This window comes from Bradyrhizobium sp. 160, assembly GCF_023073735.1.
Classification (GTDB): domain Bacteria; phylum Pseudomonadota; class Alphaproteobacteria; order Rhizobiales; family Xanthobacteraceae; genus Bradyrhizobium.
Genome location: NZ_JADPKD010000060.1, coordinates 1 through 13,876, shown reverse-complemented (window position 1 = coordinate 13,876; position 13,876 = coordinate 1). Strand labels below are relative to the sequence as shown.

Below are 13,876 nucleotides of genomic sequence, written 5' to 3'. Positions count from 1 at the left end.
GCCGCAATGACCACCGACCACCACGACGATTTCGAACCGCAGCAGGGCTCATCCCCAACCGGCCAGGTTCTCCAGGAACTCCAGCTCTATGGCTACCGCCCTTTCCAGGACGAACCCGATCCCCGGCCGCTTCCCGAAGCACAAGTACTCGCCGGCAGCATCGCCGACATCTTCGACGCCCTCATGGTGGCATTGTCCGACACCCGCCTTGAACCCGACCTCGAGGACCTGCTCTGGTCGACGGTGAACGTCTTCCACCGCGCCATCGACCGGATCGAGCGCGAGCTCGACGATAACGAGCTGGCGCAGCAGCGCTCGCAACGGGAGCAGGACGGCAGCGAGATCAAATCCGTCGAGCTGGAGCGATTGACTTCAGAGGGCCAAACGTTGATCGAGCGTCGCAACGCCTTCGAGCTGATGCGCGACCAGGCCGCCGAACACTTCGAGCACCATACCCATTCAGCTTGGCGTCCGCGGAACGGATCGAAGGTCAATCACCGTCATCTCACAGCAGCCATGATCGACAGCCGTGATTTTCTCGCAGCGAAGAAGCGCGCCGACAACCAGCTGCTTCTGCCCGCAGGACCGAAGGTGGCGCTGACCGGCGGCCTCGACTTCAACGATCACCGGTTGATCTGGAACAAGCTCGACCAAGTCCACGCCAAGCATCCGGACATGGTTCTGCTACACGGCGGATCGCCGAAGGGCGCCGAATTGATCGCCGCCAAATGGGCCGACAATCGCAAGGTCCCGCAGATCGCCTTTAGGCCGGATTGGACGAAGCATAACAAGGCCGCGCCGTTCAAGCGCAACGATGCGATGCTCAACGAGCTGCCAATCGGGGTGATGCACTTCCCCGGCACCGGCATCCAGGACAATCTCGCCGACAAGGCGAAGAAACTTGGCATCCCAGTCTGGAACTTCGGGCGAGCGGTGTCAGGTCCAAGTTGACCGCGCCAAACGAGCGCTGCGATTTTGCCCTCCCTTTCCGATCACGTTTCCATGGCGCTGCATGGCTGCTTTGTCGCGGCATGCCGGCCGTCGCGAGACGGGGCGCTGTGTTTGTGATATCCGAGCGCGCCTCAGCACGAGGCAGGCGGACATGGAACAGGAATTTAGAGCGACAGTCGAACGAGCGATTTCCGCGTACGTTGCAGATACCTACGGCCTCGCCGGCAGCGTCTCTACCGTCATAAAGGGGGCAAACTGGACCTTTGTTGCTCGTGACGGGGTGCAAGACCGTGCCTTCATTCGCCTGTATCGAACCTGTCGCCGTTCAGCCGCCGACGTGGCGAGCGAAATGGCTGTGCTCCTGGCCGTTGAAGATACCCCCGCGCTTGACGTATCTCGCCCTCTCATTGATCGTGAGGGGCGATCCTTCTCCACATTTGAATTGCCTGACGGCACCAAGCGCCTTCTTGGCGTGTTCGCTCCGGCGGTCGGACGTGAGCTGGCCGCAATCACGGCCGATTGGTATCGCGCCGGTGTTGCACTGTCCCATCTGCATCGACAGACTGGGCTCACGCCCCTCGCGCCGAACAGGGAGCTTTTGAGCGATACTAGGGACAAGGAGACGCTCGCGATGATCGCCGAGAAATCTCCTCGGATCGCTGCCGAATTCAGCAGATCAATGGATCTGCTAGTGGACCTGGGGGCAAACAAGCCAATCGGTCCGACAGGTCTTTGTCATGGCGATGTCAGGCCGATGAACATGCGGATTCAAGATGAGCGCGTCGCATTTTTCGATTTCGACGATTGTGGCCGCGGCCCTCAATGGCTCGACGTAGCGGCCATGGCCCTCTGGTTGGAAAACATGAACGACGGCGATGCTGGCGCTCTGTGGAGGGCTTTCCTGGGTGGATACGGCTTGATTGAAAGTGAGCCCTTCGTCCTGTTTGCGCGTTGGCTGGTTGCCGAGCACCAGCTGCGCATTTTGCGATTCTTGTTCGACTATTGCGAACTCGACGCTGCGCTATGGGATGTCGTTCTGAACCGGGCGGAGACAACGATTGGCAGGGCTGCCCGGAGCGAACTTCGCGCATTCGTCTCCTGATGTGGACTGCGTTGAGACGGAACTCGATGATCGTTTAACTCTTTGCAATGTCGCCGCGGATTCCGGCGGCGAAGCGGGAGTCATCTCTGGACGATATCGCCGGCCTATCATCCTCCTTGCTGTGTCCTCTGCGCTCGCTTAATGCCGGTGATGATGTGCCGACGATCGCCGCCGGCGCGCCAACCGCAGCCCAGCTGCGGATTCGCCGGAGTCTTCGTTCCGGTCCTGATCAAAGTTCCGATGAGGATTTTCATCCGCGTCCGCACCCGCAGCGCTGATCAGATCTCTGACCTCGAGCGCGGCGCCTGCAACGTTCCATCCTTGAAGGCTGGACGTCTGCCGCACCTCTTCATCGGTCGTGGCAAGGATTTCCCCGCTCAGTGTCTCGAGCAGGCGGGCCAAATCTAGACTTGGGTGCCAGCGGGTCATCACTTGCTCCAATTCCGTGGGTCGCGCAGCAAGGCACGTCGCATCCGCCGTCGTGTCGTGTCGTAGTCGAGCTCTGACATATCGTGGACCTTGCAGATCTCTCTAGCCGCCAGGCCGTCGGCCATGCCCGCGATGATCTTTAGCGCCAGTGGATCGGCTTCGAACAGCCGATAGATGTTGGCCAGCGTCTGTGCGGCGGCCAGGACCCGCTCAGGATCGGGCACCTCATCGGCTTCCTCACAGGGTGGCCAATTTCGCTGGTCCGGATTATCGCGGCTCACAAGCAGCCTTCGCTCGAGCCGCGCTCGCCGCCAATGGTCGTTGCAGATGCTGCGCATGACACCCGACAGGAATGGCACGATGGGTACATCGGGCGGCCACGGGCGAGAGCCGTCGAGGACGCGTGCGATCGCTTCGTGGAGGATGTCACTCCAACCCAGTCCTCCTGGCAAGTCGCGGCTCCACAGCCGCGCCAAAGCTTTTAGGCGCACGAGTTCGATATCGGAGAGGGCATCGATGGCGGACGCGACATCAGCGGCGTGTGCAACCCGCTCATCAGCCTTGGGAGCTATCGTCAATCGTTCCATGGTCACACGATATATGCGCTTCACCAAGCCCAGTGCGGACATCAGATGAGAATAATTTTTGACGTGTCCGCGCTCGCGGACCTCAGGCGCACCGCTTGTATCGTATTGGGAGAGCCCTCATGGACGACACGTTGGCAGCGGCGCGCCGCTGGTATGCAGAAGACCTGCGATACAAAGTCCCGGTCCTGCGTAACCCGCAGTTGATCGAGGCATTTGCGTCTGTTCCGCGCGAGCAATTCGTCGGCCCCGGACCCTGGCGCATCATCTCGGACCCGTACAGCGACGCATTCCTGACCTCCGATACCGACCCACGCTGGCTATATCATGACGTTCTCGTGACGATCGATGCGAACCGCAACCTCAACAATGGAATGCCCAGCTTCTGGGCGCGCAATTTGGAGCATCTCGACGTCGCGCGCGGAGAACGTGTGCTCCAGGTCGGTGCCGGGACCGGGTACTATTCCGCGGTGCTGGCGGAGATCGTCGGATCCACTGGTCGCGTGACGGCGATCGAAACTGATCCAATGTTAGCCGCGCAGGCCAAGGCGAATCTCGCGAACTGGCCGCAGGTCGATGTCGTCTCAGGCGACGGCCGGACCGTGGACGTTGGTGAACTTGACGTCGTCATCGTATTCGCCGGGCCCACCCACCCATCCCGCCTCTGGCTCGATCGCCTGGTCGAAGGCGGCCGGCTTCTGATGCCGCTGACCGATGACTCCTGGAGAGGCTTTCTTCTCCGCGTCATCCGGCGTCGAAACCAGTTCGAGGCCTCTTCGATTGGCGCTGTCTCTATCTATCCTTGCATCGGAGGACGCGACGAGGAGGCGGGAAAGCGCCTGCATGCCGCGCTCGAAGGCCTGCCGCCCGGCAAAATTCCGATCCGCGCGCTGCACGTCGGTGATCCCCAATGCGACAACGCCGAAAAGGTCTGGTTTCAAGGGCCAGGATTCTGGCTTGAACGCCATCCTGCAGAATAAGAGGCCGCCATCGCGGTGGCACGAGCGATCTTCGAGCCGGCTTGGGATCATTGAAGACGTCGGCGGCTAACTTGTTGCAGCAATCCGGCGGATGTGGCCTTGGAACCTCGTCCGGCCTTCGCTCAATCGGACAACTTTGCAGAAAGACTGCAGCTAGATTCTGAAACAGTCATTTTGGAGTGTAGTATTTACAGAGGACGGCAGCCATGAGCAGCTCTAATCAGAGCATTGAAATCGTTTTGCGTCCGGCTCGTGCTGGCGACGGTCGGTCGCTGTTCGATGTTACGGTGCAATCCATTCAGGGGCTGGGAAGGAGTCATTACACGAGCAAACAACTCGTCGAGTGGATGGGACAACGTACTGCCGAACACTACGAGGACATCATCAAGAAGGGCCGCACGATTGTAGCTGAGCAAGGAGGCGAGGTGGTGGGGTTCGTCGATTCGGATCCTGGCGAGGTGACGCGGCTCTTTTTGTTGCCTAAGGCAGCGGGTCGGGGACTTGGCAAGCGTCTGCTCAAAGCAGGCGTGGAAAACGCGAAGAGGGGATATTCGGGACCGATCAAGATAGAGTCCACGCTCAATGCGCAGCCGTTCTATGAGCGTCATGGTTTCAGAGCTATTCAGAAAGGATTCTTCTCTCACGGTGTTGGAGGAGAGCCGATTGAAATCGTGCTCATGGAAATGGCACAAATATCGTAACATATGTCAGTCGCGCCATTTCGAGAGGGCGTTGTCGCAAGGAGACTTGCGGACGCAGTGCCGACTGATCTAGATTTCAGGGTGTTTTTTATTTGGAGCGAATGACGTGGCGTTAGGGACTGTCAAGTGGTTCAACCCAACCAAAGGATATGGGTTCATTGCACCGGACGGCGGTGGCAATGATGTTTTCGTGCACATCTCGGCAGTCGAGAAGGCGGGTTATACTTCGCTCGTTGAGGGCGCGAAGGTCAGCTATGAGCTGGTGACGAACCGCAGTGGCAAACAAGCGGCTGAAAATCTTCGTCTAGGGTGACGCCGCTCGGGGCTTTCCTATTCTCACAATGCTTGAAGCGCATCGGCGCAGGATTGCGGGGGGCTCGAGACGCATGGATCTTCGTCAATGTCTGGCTCGCTCCGACATCGACAGCCTTTGCGCGGCTGCTGCAAAAATCGTGATGGGTCAACAACGCCGGTTTGATTAACGCGCTCTTCCAACCATATCCGAAAGCCCGAACTGCCAATAATTTCGCGTATGCTCTGCTTTAAGCACTTCGGATTTCAAATATTTCCATTTCGTTCCAGCAACTTATGGCAAGAAACCAGCGAGACCTTCGTGGTGTCCGGCGAGTTCAGGCCACTCGACCTTTTGCTTTTCAATCGAACGAATAATCCTTGGGGAGCACATGTCGCACTTTATCTCGGCGACGACCACGCCATCCATCTCAGCAAAAGCAGTCAAGACCGGTGATCTGGCCGTTGCCCAATTCCTCCAGCTTTCAGAGTATCGAACCTTCATTGGGGGCAAACGACTCCGAAATGTTGGCGTCGGCCCATAGCCGTTGTCCTCCCGAGTTGAAGCGGTTGCAGGCGACCTTCAGGTACGAATGCTAGCGCTACCGGACGATGACAAACCTCAAATGCTCGACATCTTCAGCCCACCTGCGTTCGGCGGGCTCTGGTTGTCGGGACGCCTACTGCGGCTTGACAGGCGCTAGCGCTTTCGAGAAATGATCGCCCACAAATTCTGTGGACGCCAGTGTCAATGATCAGGTCCGAACTCGTTGAGCGTATCGCCGGCCGAAATCCGCGGCTTTATCAGCGTGACGTCGAGAACATTGTCAATGCAATCCTGGGCGAGATCGTCGCTGCGCTCGCGCGCGGTGATCGGGTGGAGCTTCGTGGATTCGGAGTGTTTTCTGCCAAGCAACGGCGGGCTCGCATCAGCAGAAATCCGCGAACGGGCGCGCTCGTGCCGGTCGACGAGAAGCGTCTTCCGCACTTCAAGGCTAGCAAGGAAATGCACGAACGACTCAACAGTGACGCGGGACTGAAAGCCGGCAACTTTGCCCTCCGAGACAGTCTAAGGACGTCCGGGCAGCCCAAGTGGTCGGGCTGAGCCCGGTGTGGTGAAGAAACAACCTTAATATTGTTCTCGCAAACGTAAGCGCCATTGATGCTTCACAAATCTCAATGAACGGGGCACTCTGAGGTCGGCACCGGGGCTGGACTACATTGCTTCTTATTGAGCTATTTCCCGGGGAGCCGTGGATCTCATCTGCGGCTCCATTTTATTTCGTGAATGTCTTTGAGAAGATGTCGATGGCCATCCAGGATTTAAGTGACGCGAGCGTCCTTAAACTCTACGAAAATATTCGGCAGCAAGTTGCGGCCGATCTGCGTCTAGGTAGCAAACATCGTCTGTTGGGCGAAACTGCGAAACGAGAAGCGCTGCGCCTTGAGGAAGAACTGAAGCGCCGTCGAGTTCCGTATACCCCCATCAGTTGGGGCTGATGCTCGATCCAAATGAAGCCGGCGCGAGTCAATCTGATGAGGGTTGAAGCCGCCTGCCTGTCCCGATGGTGGGAATACCTTCGCTCGGCCAGGTATCATACGCAGCCAGATTCTCTTTCACTCAGCGCTCTCGCGCCTGCATTTCATCGCCTGCGTCGCGCAATCTCGTCAGCGACTGCGCTCGTGGCGCGCACCAGCCGTTCATGGAGAGTCTCGAACATGTCGAGAATCTCATCATTGGGTTCATTCCTGCCTTCTTCGATAGCCTCGGCAACCAGTTCGTCGAGCGGCGTCTCCTTCAATTGACCTTTATCGAGGAGGTGTTCAAATAGCCCGTCGCTATCGGGCTGCGGCTGGATGCGGCCGTCTGAGTTGCACCAAACGCCGAATGTCTGGTGCCTCATAACGGCTTGCTCAACCATCTCCGCCTCCAGTGGGATCAGCGTACCCCACGCCTCGTCCTCCTCATCGACGAATCCCGCTACATACATCTGTTGCTCCTCAGCGTCTTCATCGCGGGGGCGGAAGAACGGCGTGAGGGCGATTTGAGGGGACTTTGCCATAACAATCTCTCCAGGGGGGCAAGCACCAGTTGCATTGGTACATGGCGGCATCAGGGCCTGCGCCGATGTGCCGGATTATCCAAAAGCTGAAAACTGAGGGAGCGGCTGGCGGCGACCCATTAACAATTTGTTCTCTCAACCATCGCCCTTGCAGATAAAATATTCTGGCGCGCGACCGAATCGAATTGGTCAACTTCTGTCGTCTCCTGTGGTCGTGGTTATGCTCACCTGCGCATAAGGACGAATTCGACTCGTTCCAGCGATGAAGGAACCGAGCCTCGCGGAGGCCTGGCGGCCACGGGGTTTCCGCTCGCGCTTACAGTCGTCTCCGCTATACTCATGCACGCGCCGTGGTGGTGGTGGAAGGCGCGACCGTTAAACCTCTATCTCACGGAGCCCACCGCCATGATCATCTTCGGACCGCTGCTCGTCATCACCGGCATTGGCTTCTTTTGCTGGCTGCTATTCACCTTAGCTGTCTTTGCTCTCCCGTTTTTCGTCGGCCTCACGACCGGCATCTGGGCCTTTCATACCGGTGCCGGTGTGCTCGGCTGCATTGCCGTGGGTCTCGTCGCAGGTGGCGCGACCTTCGGCATCGGCCAGCTTGCGCTCGCCTATGTGCCATGGGCCTGGCTTCGAATGCTGGTCGTCGTCCTCTACGTCGCGCCAGCCACTGTCGCCGGTTACAGCGCGACGCATGGAATCGCGCTAATGGCGATGGCTGCACCGAACTGGCAGACAATATTTGCTGTCGTGGGGGCAATCGCCGTCAGCATCACGGCGTTCATCCGCATCACCGGAAGGACCACGCCCGGACCTGCCGGGTAATGCTAGCGGTCAATGTAGCCTCACATTGAGGGCGGGACTGGACAAATATCCGGAATGCACGCGGTCCTCATCGCCTAGTCGAATGAGGCCGATCTGGCTGACGAAGCTCGAGCGACCCTCGCAAAGGCCAGCTTCGTCATGTCATCATGGAGACATGGACCAAGCGGTGTCGTCTCAAGGATATGGCGCGACAACAAACGTGAACGGGCCGTCCCGCCGAGGCGCGATCACGAACGCCAAATCCGACCGTTGCTGACAGGAGAGGGCGCCTGCCACCACCGAACTCACTCGCCGGACTCTCGGTGCTGTCGAAGTCGCCAGGTTCTCCCTGATGCCAGCTCTGTCAGGCCGAGACGCACCGAACAGCCTCTTTGATGGATTGATCTGGCCGAAGGCCGGCTGACGCCTCGATCGCCTAAGGCGCAACAGCGGCGTCACAACTTTCTTCCCCTGCCGGCTGCGCCGTCATTCCTCGCGAGGCAAGAAAGTTCCTCCTTTGCTGTCGAGCCCCTTCGGGGTGCGCCGTCGATCGCCTCCGGCCCTTCGATCACCATCGAGGCCGCAAGGTGCGGGCTCGGAAAACAGAGATCGAGGAGAACAACAATGGCGACCATCGGCACCTTCAAGAAGACCGGCAACAACGAGTTCAACGGCGAGATCGTGACTCTCTCGCTTCAGGCCAGGAACGTCCGAATCGTCCCCGAGACCAGCCGCTCGGGCGAGAACAGCCCCAGTCACCGGGTCTACTGCGGCCGAGTTGAGATTGGGGCCGGGTGGTCCAAGCGCTCCAACGAGGGCCGCGATTACCTCGGTCTTAAGCTCGACGATCCGAGCTTCACCGCTCCGATCTTCGCCAACCTGTTCGACGATGAGAACGGCGAGGGCTTCAGCCTGATCTGGTCTCGCCCCAGCCGTCGCAACGGCGACTGAGCAGATCCACGATGCCTCGCCCGGCTGGTCCGGGCGGGGCATCGCCATGATGAAGGACTGGCCGGGCAGACCTTGCGCCCACGCATCTTGCGATGTTCCGCATAGGATGGCGTTGCCTCATCTATTTGGAGCGAAGGAATCCGATCGCGCGCAAGTTGGCATTTGCGAGTGTGCCGATGTCGCGCGCAAGAGCTGCTGTTGGCGCAGACTATGTGGCATGACTTGACCAGAGCAATCGATTAGGGGATGTTCAAGCCATGATCGACAAGGACACCCAAATTGTTTCCCGATTTGCCGGCATTCCCATAGGCGGGATGCCGGGATGTCGATCGCGCTAACTGATCAAGCGTATCGCCAAGCTCGGCCTCGCCCCTCGCGGACGAGGTTTTCGGGTTTGTGATTGTGCCTCGTCCCATCTCAGCAGATGGAGAACACCATGGCACAGAATATCTACGACAATCCCGATTTCTTCGCCGGTTACAGCCAGCTTCCGAGACAAATTCGCGGTCTGGACGGTGCGCCTGAATGGCCTTCCATAGGCGCGATTTTGCCAACGGTTTCCGGCAAGCGCGTCCTCGATCTGGGATGCGGCTTTGGTTGAGTATCGCGCTGGATGCGCAAGCAAGGCGCAAACTCGGTGCTCGGCCTGGACCTCTCCGAAAACATGATCAGCCGGGCAAAGGCGGATACCAACGATCCAGGAATCGAATACCGGGTCGTAGACTTGGAGATGATTGAATTGCCGGCGGCAGCCTTTGACCTCGCTTATAGTGCTCTCACTTTCCACTATATCAGGGATTTCAGCCGTCTCGTTCGCATGGTCCACCAGGCACTCGTGCCTGGCGGGCATATCGTATTCACCATCGAGCATCCGATCTTCATGGCAGCGGTCCATCCGCATTGGATCGCCGACGAGGACGGGCGCAAGACTTGGCCAGTCAATTGCTATTCGATCGAAGGGGAGCGCCAGACCGACTGGTTTGCGAAAGGCGTAATCAAGTATCACCGGACCATCGGCACAACGCTCAACACATTGATCCGTGCTGGCTTCCGGATCCTGGCCGTCGAAGAGTTCGCCCCGTCCCCCGAGCAGATCACACAAACGCCTGAACTGGAGGAAGAGTTGGAGCGCCCGATGATGCTTCTCGTTTCCGCGCAACGGTAGCATCCAAAGTCAGTTGTCGGCTCAATCGCGCAAGCGCATCTTGTCATCGCGTACGATGAGGATGAACTGTCGTGCGCTTGATCAGGTCAACGGCTTCGACGCCTAGCGCCTGCGCGATCCGGCCCAGCACCGTCACACTCGCCGACACATCGGCGCGTTCGATTGCGCCGACATAACGGACACTTAGGCCGGCACCGTCGGCCAGCTCTTCCTGCGTCATCTTCTTCACATGACGTATCCGACGCAGATTGATCGCCATGACCTCCTTGAGATCCATGGCGACAAGGGAACTCACATCGGAACGATCGTTCCAGGAACGATCGTTCCGATTCGTACGAGGCCGTGTTATTCATAAGCCCTGACGAGTTGTCGTTTGCTCCTTGCGGGGACGCCGTGATGCGGCCTGCGCATCACGGCGGAGGTCGCGCGACATTTCGCGGGTTGCAAAGTTCCCGCCGTCAAATGAATGTCTGGCATTGCTTTGATGCTGAGGGGAGATGATTGCAATGAACGAACTGCCATTTCAGGACCAGCCGCCACAAACCGATCGCGTGAACGCCTAAGACGAGAAACATCTTGCAATCTACGTTCGGTTGTTAATGGCCGAGGAGGAAGGCGCCGACTGGCGTGAGGTCGTTGAAGCGCTCTTTGGTCTCGATCCTTCCCGAGAACCGGATCGTGCCAAGGTCGTCCACGATAGCCATCTGGCCCGCGCACGATGGATGACGGACGCCGGATATCAGTATTTGTTGGAACCAAGGATGCAGTGAGCTGCTCCTGTCACGCAAGTTGCGATCACGCGTGATGCAACTTCGAGGTCTAGCTTGCCGAGCCCTCTTTTCTGATCGTGCCGTGGCCTTCGCTGGGGAGCGCGGAACGTGAAGAAGCAAGAGGACACCATGCCCACACAGTATTGGCGCTCGCCGGAGACGATTGAACGCCTAAGTCGCCTCGAACGCCCGGGCTTCGCCCTCGAGTTCCTTCGCCGCAACGCTGACTACCGCCGCGACTTCGCCCGCGCACAGCGCCAGATCACGCGCGAGGGTGCTGATCCCAAGGCTGTCCATTCCGAACTCGCACGTCGTTGGAGGTTACGGTGTCGCCCATGACCCCGCCGCTCCCGTTGGACCTGAACCGACCCTATGGCTGCCCCAGGCATCGCCGGGAACGCTGATCCTGGAGCCGGCACCGTCCGGCTTCGATATCGCCACATCGGTCGATCGTAACGTCCTTGTGCAGCCGCTCATCGAGCGGCTAGATGCCGACGGACGTGAGCTGGTGATCGCAGACGAATCAGGCGAGCTTCACTTGCGCCTGCAAGACGAGCAGGCCGCGCGACGTCCTGCTGTGCTCGTGCCGCTCGACAGCATGGGCGAGCTGCGGCTCGAAGTCGCGCTAAACTTCGTTCGTCGTCTTGGGGACCAGCGTGTCGGTCTTCTGCCGGCGGCTCTGCGGCTGACGTCGTTTCAGAAAAGGCGATTGATCCAGCTCCTTCATGCCTTCGACGTCCACGACCTGGGCGGCGGCCCACGAGACGTGGCAGCGAAGGTGCTCACCTCCGATCACGCGCAGCGTCGTTCGGTCGAGTGGAAGGATTCGCATGCGCGCCGCAAGGCGAACCGCCTCATTCACGATTCGATCGCCCTGGTCGAGCGAGGCTATCTGAAACTCCTGCGCGGCTTCTGACGCGCGTCAATCTTCCACACAATCCGCTGCAATCGCACCGTTCGCGCCGCGCCTCGCTGGCAATGTCTCAGCTTGCCTTGTCGCCCCCGAAAGGGACCCGAAAGGGGGACACGAGCCTGCAAATATTTTCGTCCACCCCCAACGCCAAAACTCTCCGCCACTCTGGCCCCGACATGCCGCGACTTGGCCGCGGCGCTTTGAGGCAAGACGGAGATCTCCCATGCTCGACCGGTCCGCGCAGCTTACCACACGCTACGTGCGCACTCCCGAGGCCGCGCGCCTCCTCGGCCTGTCGCCGCGCACGCTGGAGAAGTACCGCTGCCACGGTAACGGCCCAACGTTCCGCAAGCTCGGCGGCCGCGTCGTCTACGCCATCGGCGATCTCGAAGCCTGGGCCGATCAGGCCGCCTGCAGCTCGACGTCGGATCCGAGCTACGTCAAGGCGCGCGCCTCCGGCAATGCACATCGCTAACGGTCGCGTTCGCCCATGTCGTCGCGCCGCCTCATCACGCCCAGCGAGCGAAGCAAGCTCGACCCGTTCATCGTCGCCACGGGCGACGCCAGCCCACGCGATCAGCGCGATCTGATGGAGCGGCCATTCTTCTCGCTCGCCAAGGCCAAGCGCACGACGCCGATCCTCTACGAGGCTGGCGACGTCCGCGTCGAAGTCTATGCAGTTCCCGAGCACGGCATGGCGACGATCTGGGACGCCGACGTGCTGATCTGGGCGGCCAGCCAGATTGTCGAGGCTGAGAACCTCGGCCTCAAGACCTCGCGGTTCCTGCGCTTCACGCCCTACCAGCTTCTTGTTGCAGTCGGCAGACAGACCGGGGCGCGGGACTACAAGCTGCTCAAGGGGGCGCTGGCCCGCCTGCAAGCGACCGTCATTCGCACCAGCATCCGACATGGCGAGCATTGGCGGCGTCACCAATTCTCCTGGATCAACGAGTGGGAGGAATGCGCAAGGGCCGACGGTCGCGTCGAAGGCATGGAGTTCGTGCTCCCCGACTGGTTCTATCGGGGCGTCATTGATCGCTCCCTCGTTCTCACCATCGACCCGGCGTACTTCCGGCTAACCGGTGGCATCGAGCGCTGGCTGTACCGCGTCGCACGCAAGCATGCCGGCCGCCAACCGACAGGTTGGCTGTTCGAGGTCGCACACCTCCACGAGAAATCCGGCAGCCTCGCCAAGCTCGCTGACTTCGCCTTCGACCTCCGCCGGATCGCTGCCCGTCAGCCGCTGCCCGGTTACCGCCTGAGCATCGAGCGCAGGGATCGGCGTGAGCTGCTGCGCATCCTGCCGGGCAAGTCATCCACAGTACCTGTGGACGGCGCTGTGGATCAGCTCGGGACTTCGGGCGTTCGCGCTATCGGGACTTCGGGCGTGCCGGTATCGGGACTTCGGGAGTGCAAACCACATCTAACGCTTTGGCAAGACGCGACGATCCCGGGCCGTAACTTAGAGTCTAACTTAGAATCTAACTGTTGTAGTGGGTCGGTGCATGTTGCGGATAACGCCGCCGCGAGCGCTGAGCCGCCAACCGAGCATCCAAGCGAACAATCTCTACCTCATCCCGACCAAAAGACGGGAGGCCGGCGATGATTGTCGCGCTGCTCAACCAGAAAGGCGGTGTCGGCAAGACCACGCTCGCCCTGCACCTCGCCGGCGAATGGGCGCTCCGTGGAAAGCGGGTGACGCTGATCGATGCCGACCCGCAGGGCTCGGCACTCGACTGGTCGCAGCAACGGGCGCGGGAGAACGTCGCGCGGCTGTTCGGCGTCGTTGGTCTTGCGCGCGACACACTCCATCGCGAGGCGCCGGAGATCGCGCGCGCTGCCGATCACGTCGTCATTGACGGACCACCGCGCGTCGCCGGACTGATGCGATCGGCGCTGTTGGCGGCCGACCTCGTGCTGATCCCCGTGCAGCCATCGCCATTCGACGGTTGGGCATCCGCCGAGATGCTCGACCTGCTGCGCGAGGCCCGCATCTATCGTCCGCAACTCGCCGCCCGCTTTGTGCTCAACCGTTGCGGCGCACGCACGATCATCGCCCGCGAGACAGCGGAAACACTCGCCGATCACGATCCGCCGGTGCTTACCAGCACCATCGGTCAGCGCGTCGTCTTCGCGGATGCCGCGCAGTCCGGCCGGCTCGTCTTCGAA

The 13,876-nt window shown here is 60.1% G+C and carries 18 protein-coding genes and 2 pseudogenes; 16 read left to right on the top strand and 4 right to left on the bottom strand.

What is annotated here, in order from left to right; genetic code table 11:
* Positions 1 to 6 precede the first annotated feature (6 nt).
* Positions 7 to 951, top strand: a complete 945-nt coding sequence (locus IVA98_RS25080; RefSeq protein ID WP_247355716.1) for a DUF2493 domain-containing protein — start codon at positions 7 to 9, stop codon at positions 949 to 951.
* A 151-nt stretch (positions 952 to 1,102) separates the two neighbouring features.
* Positions 1,103 to 2,053 carry a phosphotransferase gene (locus IVA98_RS25075; protein ID WP_247355715.1) on the top strand — a complete coding sequence of 317 codons (951 nt, stop codon included), beginning with the start codon at positions 1,103 to 1,105 and terminating at the stop codon, positions 2,051 to 2,053.
* Positions 2,054 to 2,191: 138 nt separating this feature from the next.
* On the opposite strand, the gene IVA98_RS25070 is transcribed toward IVA98_RS25075, so the two are convergent.
* Positions 2,192 to 2,482: a hypothetical protein gene (locus IVA98_RS25070; protein WP_247355714.1), complete on the bottom strand. Its 291-nt coding sequence runs from the start codon at positions 2,480 to 2,482 to the stop codon at positions 2,192 to 2,194.
* Positions 2,482 to 3,069, bottom strand: a complete 588-nt coding sequence (locus IVA98_RS25065; RefSeq protein ID WP_247355713.1) for an RNA polymerase sigma factor — start codon at positions 3,067 to 3,069, stop codon at positions 2,482 to 2,484. The genes IVA98_RS25070 and IVA98_RS25065 overlap by 1 nt, the downstream gene beginning before the upstream one ends.
* 119 nt (positions 3,070 to 3,188) lie before the next feature.
* Between IVA98_RS25065 and IVA98_RS25060 the strand changes: the two genes are divergently transcribed.
* The 5 genes from IVA98_RS25060 (at position 3,189) to IVA98_RS25040 (ending at position 6,538) form a co-directional block, all read left to right on the top strand.
* Positions 3,189 to 4,046, top strand: a complete 858-nt coding sequence (locus IVA98_RS25060; RefSeq protein ID WP_247355712.1) for a protein-L-isoaspartate O-methyltransferase family protein — start codon at positions 3,189 to 3,191, stop codon at positions 4,044 to 4,046.
* A 206-nt stretch (positions 4,047 to 4,252) separates the two neighbouring features.
* A complete protein-coding gene (locus tag IVA98_RS25055; protein ID WP_247355711.1) occupies positions 4,253 to 4,747 on the top strand; it encodes a GNAT family N-acetyltransferase in 495 nt (164 codons plus the stop codon).
* A 106-nt stretch (positions 4,748 to 4,853) separates the two neighbouring features.
* Positions 4,854 to 5,060 carry a cold-shock protein gene (locus tag IVA98_RS25050; RefSeq protein WP_247355710.1) on the top strand — a complete coding sequence of 69 codons (207 nt, stop codon included), beginning with the start codon at positions 4,854 to 4,856 and terminating at the stop codon, positions 5,058 to 5,060.
* Positions 5,061 to 5,789: 729 nt separating this feature from the next.
* The gene (locus tag IVA98_RS25045) at positions 5,790 to 6,143 is read left to right on the top strand and encodes an integration host factor subunit beta (protein ID WP_247355709.1); all 354 of its coding nucleotides are present in this window, start codon (positions 5,790 to 5,792) and stop codon (positions 6,141 to 6,143) included.
* A gap of 203 nt (positions 6,144 to 6,346) precedes the next feature.
* Positions 6,347 to 6,538: a hypothetical protein gene (locus tag IVA98_RS25040; protein ID WP_247355708.1), complete on the top strand. Its 192-nt coding sequence runs from the start codon at positions 6,347 to 6,349 to the stop codon at positions 6,536 to 6,538.
* A gap of 143 nt (positions 6,539 to 6,681) precedes the next feature.
* Here the strand turns inward: IVA98_RS25040 and IVA98_RS25035 are convergent, their stop codons facing one another.
* On the bottom strand, positions 6,682 to 7,101 hold the full coding sequence (locus tag IVA98_RS25035) for a hypothetical protein (RefSeq protein ID WP_247355707.1): 420 nt from the start codon (positions 7,099 to 7,101) through the stop codon (positions 6,682 to 6,684).
* Positions 7,102 to 7,506: 405 nt separating this feature from the next.
* On the opposite strand from IVA98_RS25035, the gene IVA98_RS25030 reads away from it, so the two are divergent.
* The 3 genes and pseudogenes from IVA98_RS25030 to IVA98_RS25020 all read left to right on the top strand — a co-directional run bounded on the left by IVA98_RS25030 (position 7,507) and on the right by IVA98_RS25020 (position 10,024).
* The gene (locus tag IVA98_RS25030; RefSeq protein ID WP_247355706.1) at positions 7,507 to 7,929 is read left to right on the top strand and encodes a hypothetical protein; all 423 of its coding nucleotides are present in this window, start codon (positions 7,507 to 7,509) and stop codon (positions 7,927 to 7,929) included.
* A gap of 603 nt (positions 7,930 to 8,532) precedes the next feature.
* Positions 8,533 to 8,859 (top strand): DUF736 domain-containing protein, encoded by a 327-nt coding sequence (locus tag IVA98_RS25025; protein WP_247355705.1) that lies wholly within the window; start codon positions 8,533 to 8,535, stop codon positions 8,857 to 8,859.
* 436 nt (positions 8,860 to 9,295) lie between these two features.
* Positions 9,296 to 10,024: pseudogene (locus IVA98_RS25020) on the top strand (class I SAM-dependent methyltransferase).
* Between the two features lie 43 nt (positions 10,025 to 10,067).
* On the opposite strand, the gene IVA98_RS25015 reads toward IVA98_RS25020, so the two are convergent.
* Positions 10,068 to 10,301 carry a helix-turn-helix domain-containing protein gene (locus IVA98_RS25015; protein ID WP_247355704.1) on the bottom strand — a complete coding sequence of 78 codons (234 nt, stop codon included), beginning with the start codon at positions 10,299 to 10,301 and terminating at the stop codon, positions 10,068 to 10,070.
* Between the two features lie 229 nt (positions 10,302 to 10,530).
* Here IVA98_RS25015 and IVA98_RS25010 point away from each other — a divergent pair.
* The 6 genes and pseudogenes from IVA98_RS25010 to parA form a co-directional block, all read left to right on the top strand.
* Positions 10,531 to 10,794, top strand: a pseudogene (locus IVA98_RS25010) (DUF2285 domain-containing protein).
* Positions 10,795 to 10,923: 129 nt separating this feature from the next.
* Entirely contained in the window at positions 10,924 to 11,133 is a 210-nt protein-coding gene (locus IVA98_RS25005) for a transcriptional regulator domain-containing protein (protein WP_247355725.1), read from the top strand.
* Positions 11,069 to 11,710, top strand: a complete 642-nt coding sequence (locus tag IVA98_RS37725; RefSeq protein ID WP_524536410.1) for a DNA -binding domain-containing protein — start codon at positions 11,069 to 11,071, stop codon at positions 11,708 to 11,710. The genes IVA98_RS25005 and IVA98_RS37725 overlap by 65 nt, the downstream gene beginning before the upstream one ends.
* A gap of 220 nt (positions 11,711 to 11,930) precedes the next feature.
* A complete protein-coding gene (locus tag IVA98_RS24995; RefSeq protein ID WP_247355702.1) occupies positions 11,931 to 12,182 on the top strand; it encodes a helix-turn-helix transcriptional regulator in 252 nt (83 codons plus the stop codon).
* A gap of 15 nt (positions 12,183 to 12,197) precedes the next feature.
* Entirely contained in the window at positions 12,198 to 13,313 is a 1,116-nt protein-coding gene (locus IVA98_RS24990; protein ID WP_247355701.1) for a replication initiator protein A, read from the top strand.
* Positions 13,310 to 13,876, top strand: a 567-nt coding sequence (gene parA / locus IVA98_RS24985; RefSeq protein WP_247355700.1) for a ParA family partition ATPase, incomplete at its 3' end; no start/stop codon positions are given. The genes IVA98_RS24990 and parA, both read left to right, overlap by 4 nt.

Excerpts from the sequence above, each read along its gene's own strand:
- IVA98_RS25080 (WP_247355716.1), top strand. The coding sequence starts at position 7 with ATGACCACCGACCACCACGACGATTTCGAACCGCAGCAGGGCTCATCC.
- IVA98_RS25075 (WP_247355715.1), top strand. The coding sequence starts at position 1,103 with ATGGAACAGGAATTTAGAGCGACAGTCGAACGAGCGATTTCCGCGTAC.
- IVA98_RS25070 (WP_247355714.1), bottom strand. The coding sequence starts at position 2,482 with ATGACCCGCTGGCACCCAAGTCTAGATTTGGCCCGCCTGCTCGAGACA.
- IVA98_RS25065 (WP_247355713.1), bottom strand. The coding sequence starts at position 3,069 with ATGGAACGATTGACGATAGCTCCCAAGGCTGATGAGCGGGTTGCACAC.
- IVA98_RS25060 (WP_247355712.1), top strand. The coding sequence starts at position 3,189 with ATGGACGACACGTTGGCAGCGGCGCGCCGCTGGTATGCAGAAGACCTG.
- IVA98_RS25055 (WP_247355711.1), top strand. The coding sequence starts at position 4,253 with ATGAGCAGCTCTAATCAGAGCATTGAAATCGTTTTGCGTCCGGCTCGT.
- IVA98_RS25045 (WP_247355709.1), top strand. The coding sequence starts at position 5,790 with ATGATCAGGTCCGAACTCGTTGAGCGTATCGCCGGCCGAAATCCGCGG.
- IVA98_RS25040 (WP_247355708.1), top strand. The coding sequence starts at position 6,347 with ATGGCCATCCAGGATTTAAGTGACGCGAGCGTCCTTAAACTCTACGAA.
- IVA98_RS25035 (WP_247355707.1), bottom strand. The coding sequence starts at position 7,101 with ATGGCAAAGTCCCCTCAAATCGCCCTCACGCCGTTCTTCCGCCCCCGC.
- IVA98_RS25030 (WP_247355706.1), top strand. The coding sequence starts at position 7,507 with ATGATCATCTTCGGACCGCTGCTCGTCATCACCGGCATTGGCTTCTTT.
- IVA98_RS25025 (WP_247355705.1), top strand. The coding sequence starts at position 8,533 with ATGGCGACCATCGGCACCTTCAAGAAGACCGGCAACAACGAGTTCAAC.
- IVA98_RS25015 (WP_247355704.1), bottom strand. The coding sequence starts at position 10,301 with ATGGATCTCAAGGAGGTCATGGCGATCAATCTGCGTCGGATACGTCAT.
- IVA98_RS25005 (WP_247355725.1), top strand. The coding sequence starts at position 10,924 with ATGCCCACACAGTATTGGCGCTCGCCGGAGACGATTGAACGCCTAAGT.
- IVA98_RS24995 (WP_247355702.1), top strand. The coding sequence starts at position 11,931 with ATGCTCGACCGGTCCGCGCAGCTTACCACACGCTACGTGCGCACTCCC.
- IVA98_RS24990 (WP_247355701.1), top strand. The coding sequence starts at position 12,198 with ATGTCGTCGCGCCGCCTCATCACGCCCAGCGAGCGAAGCAAGCTCGAC.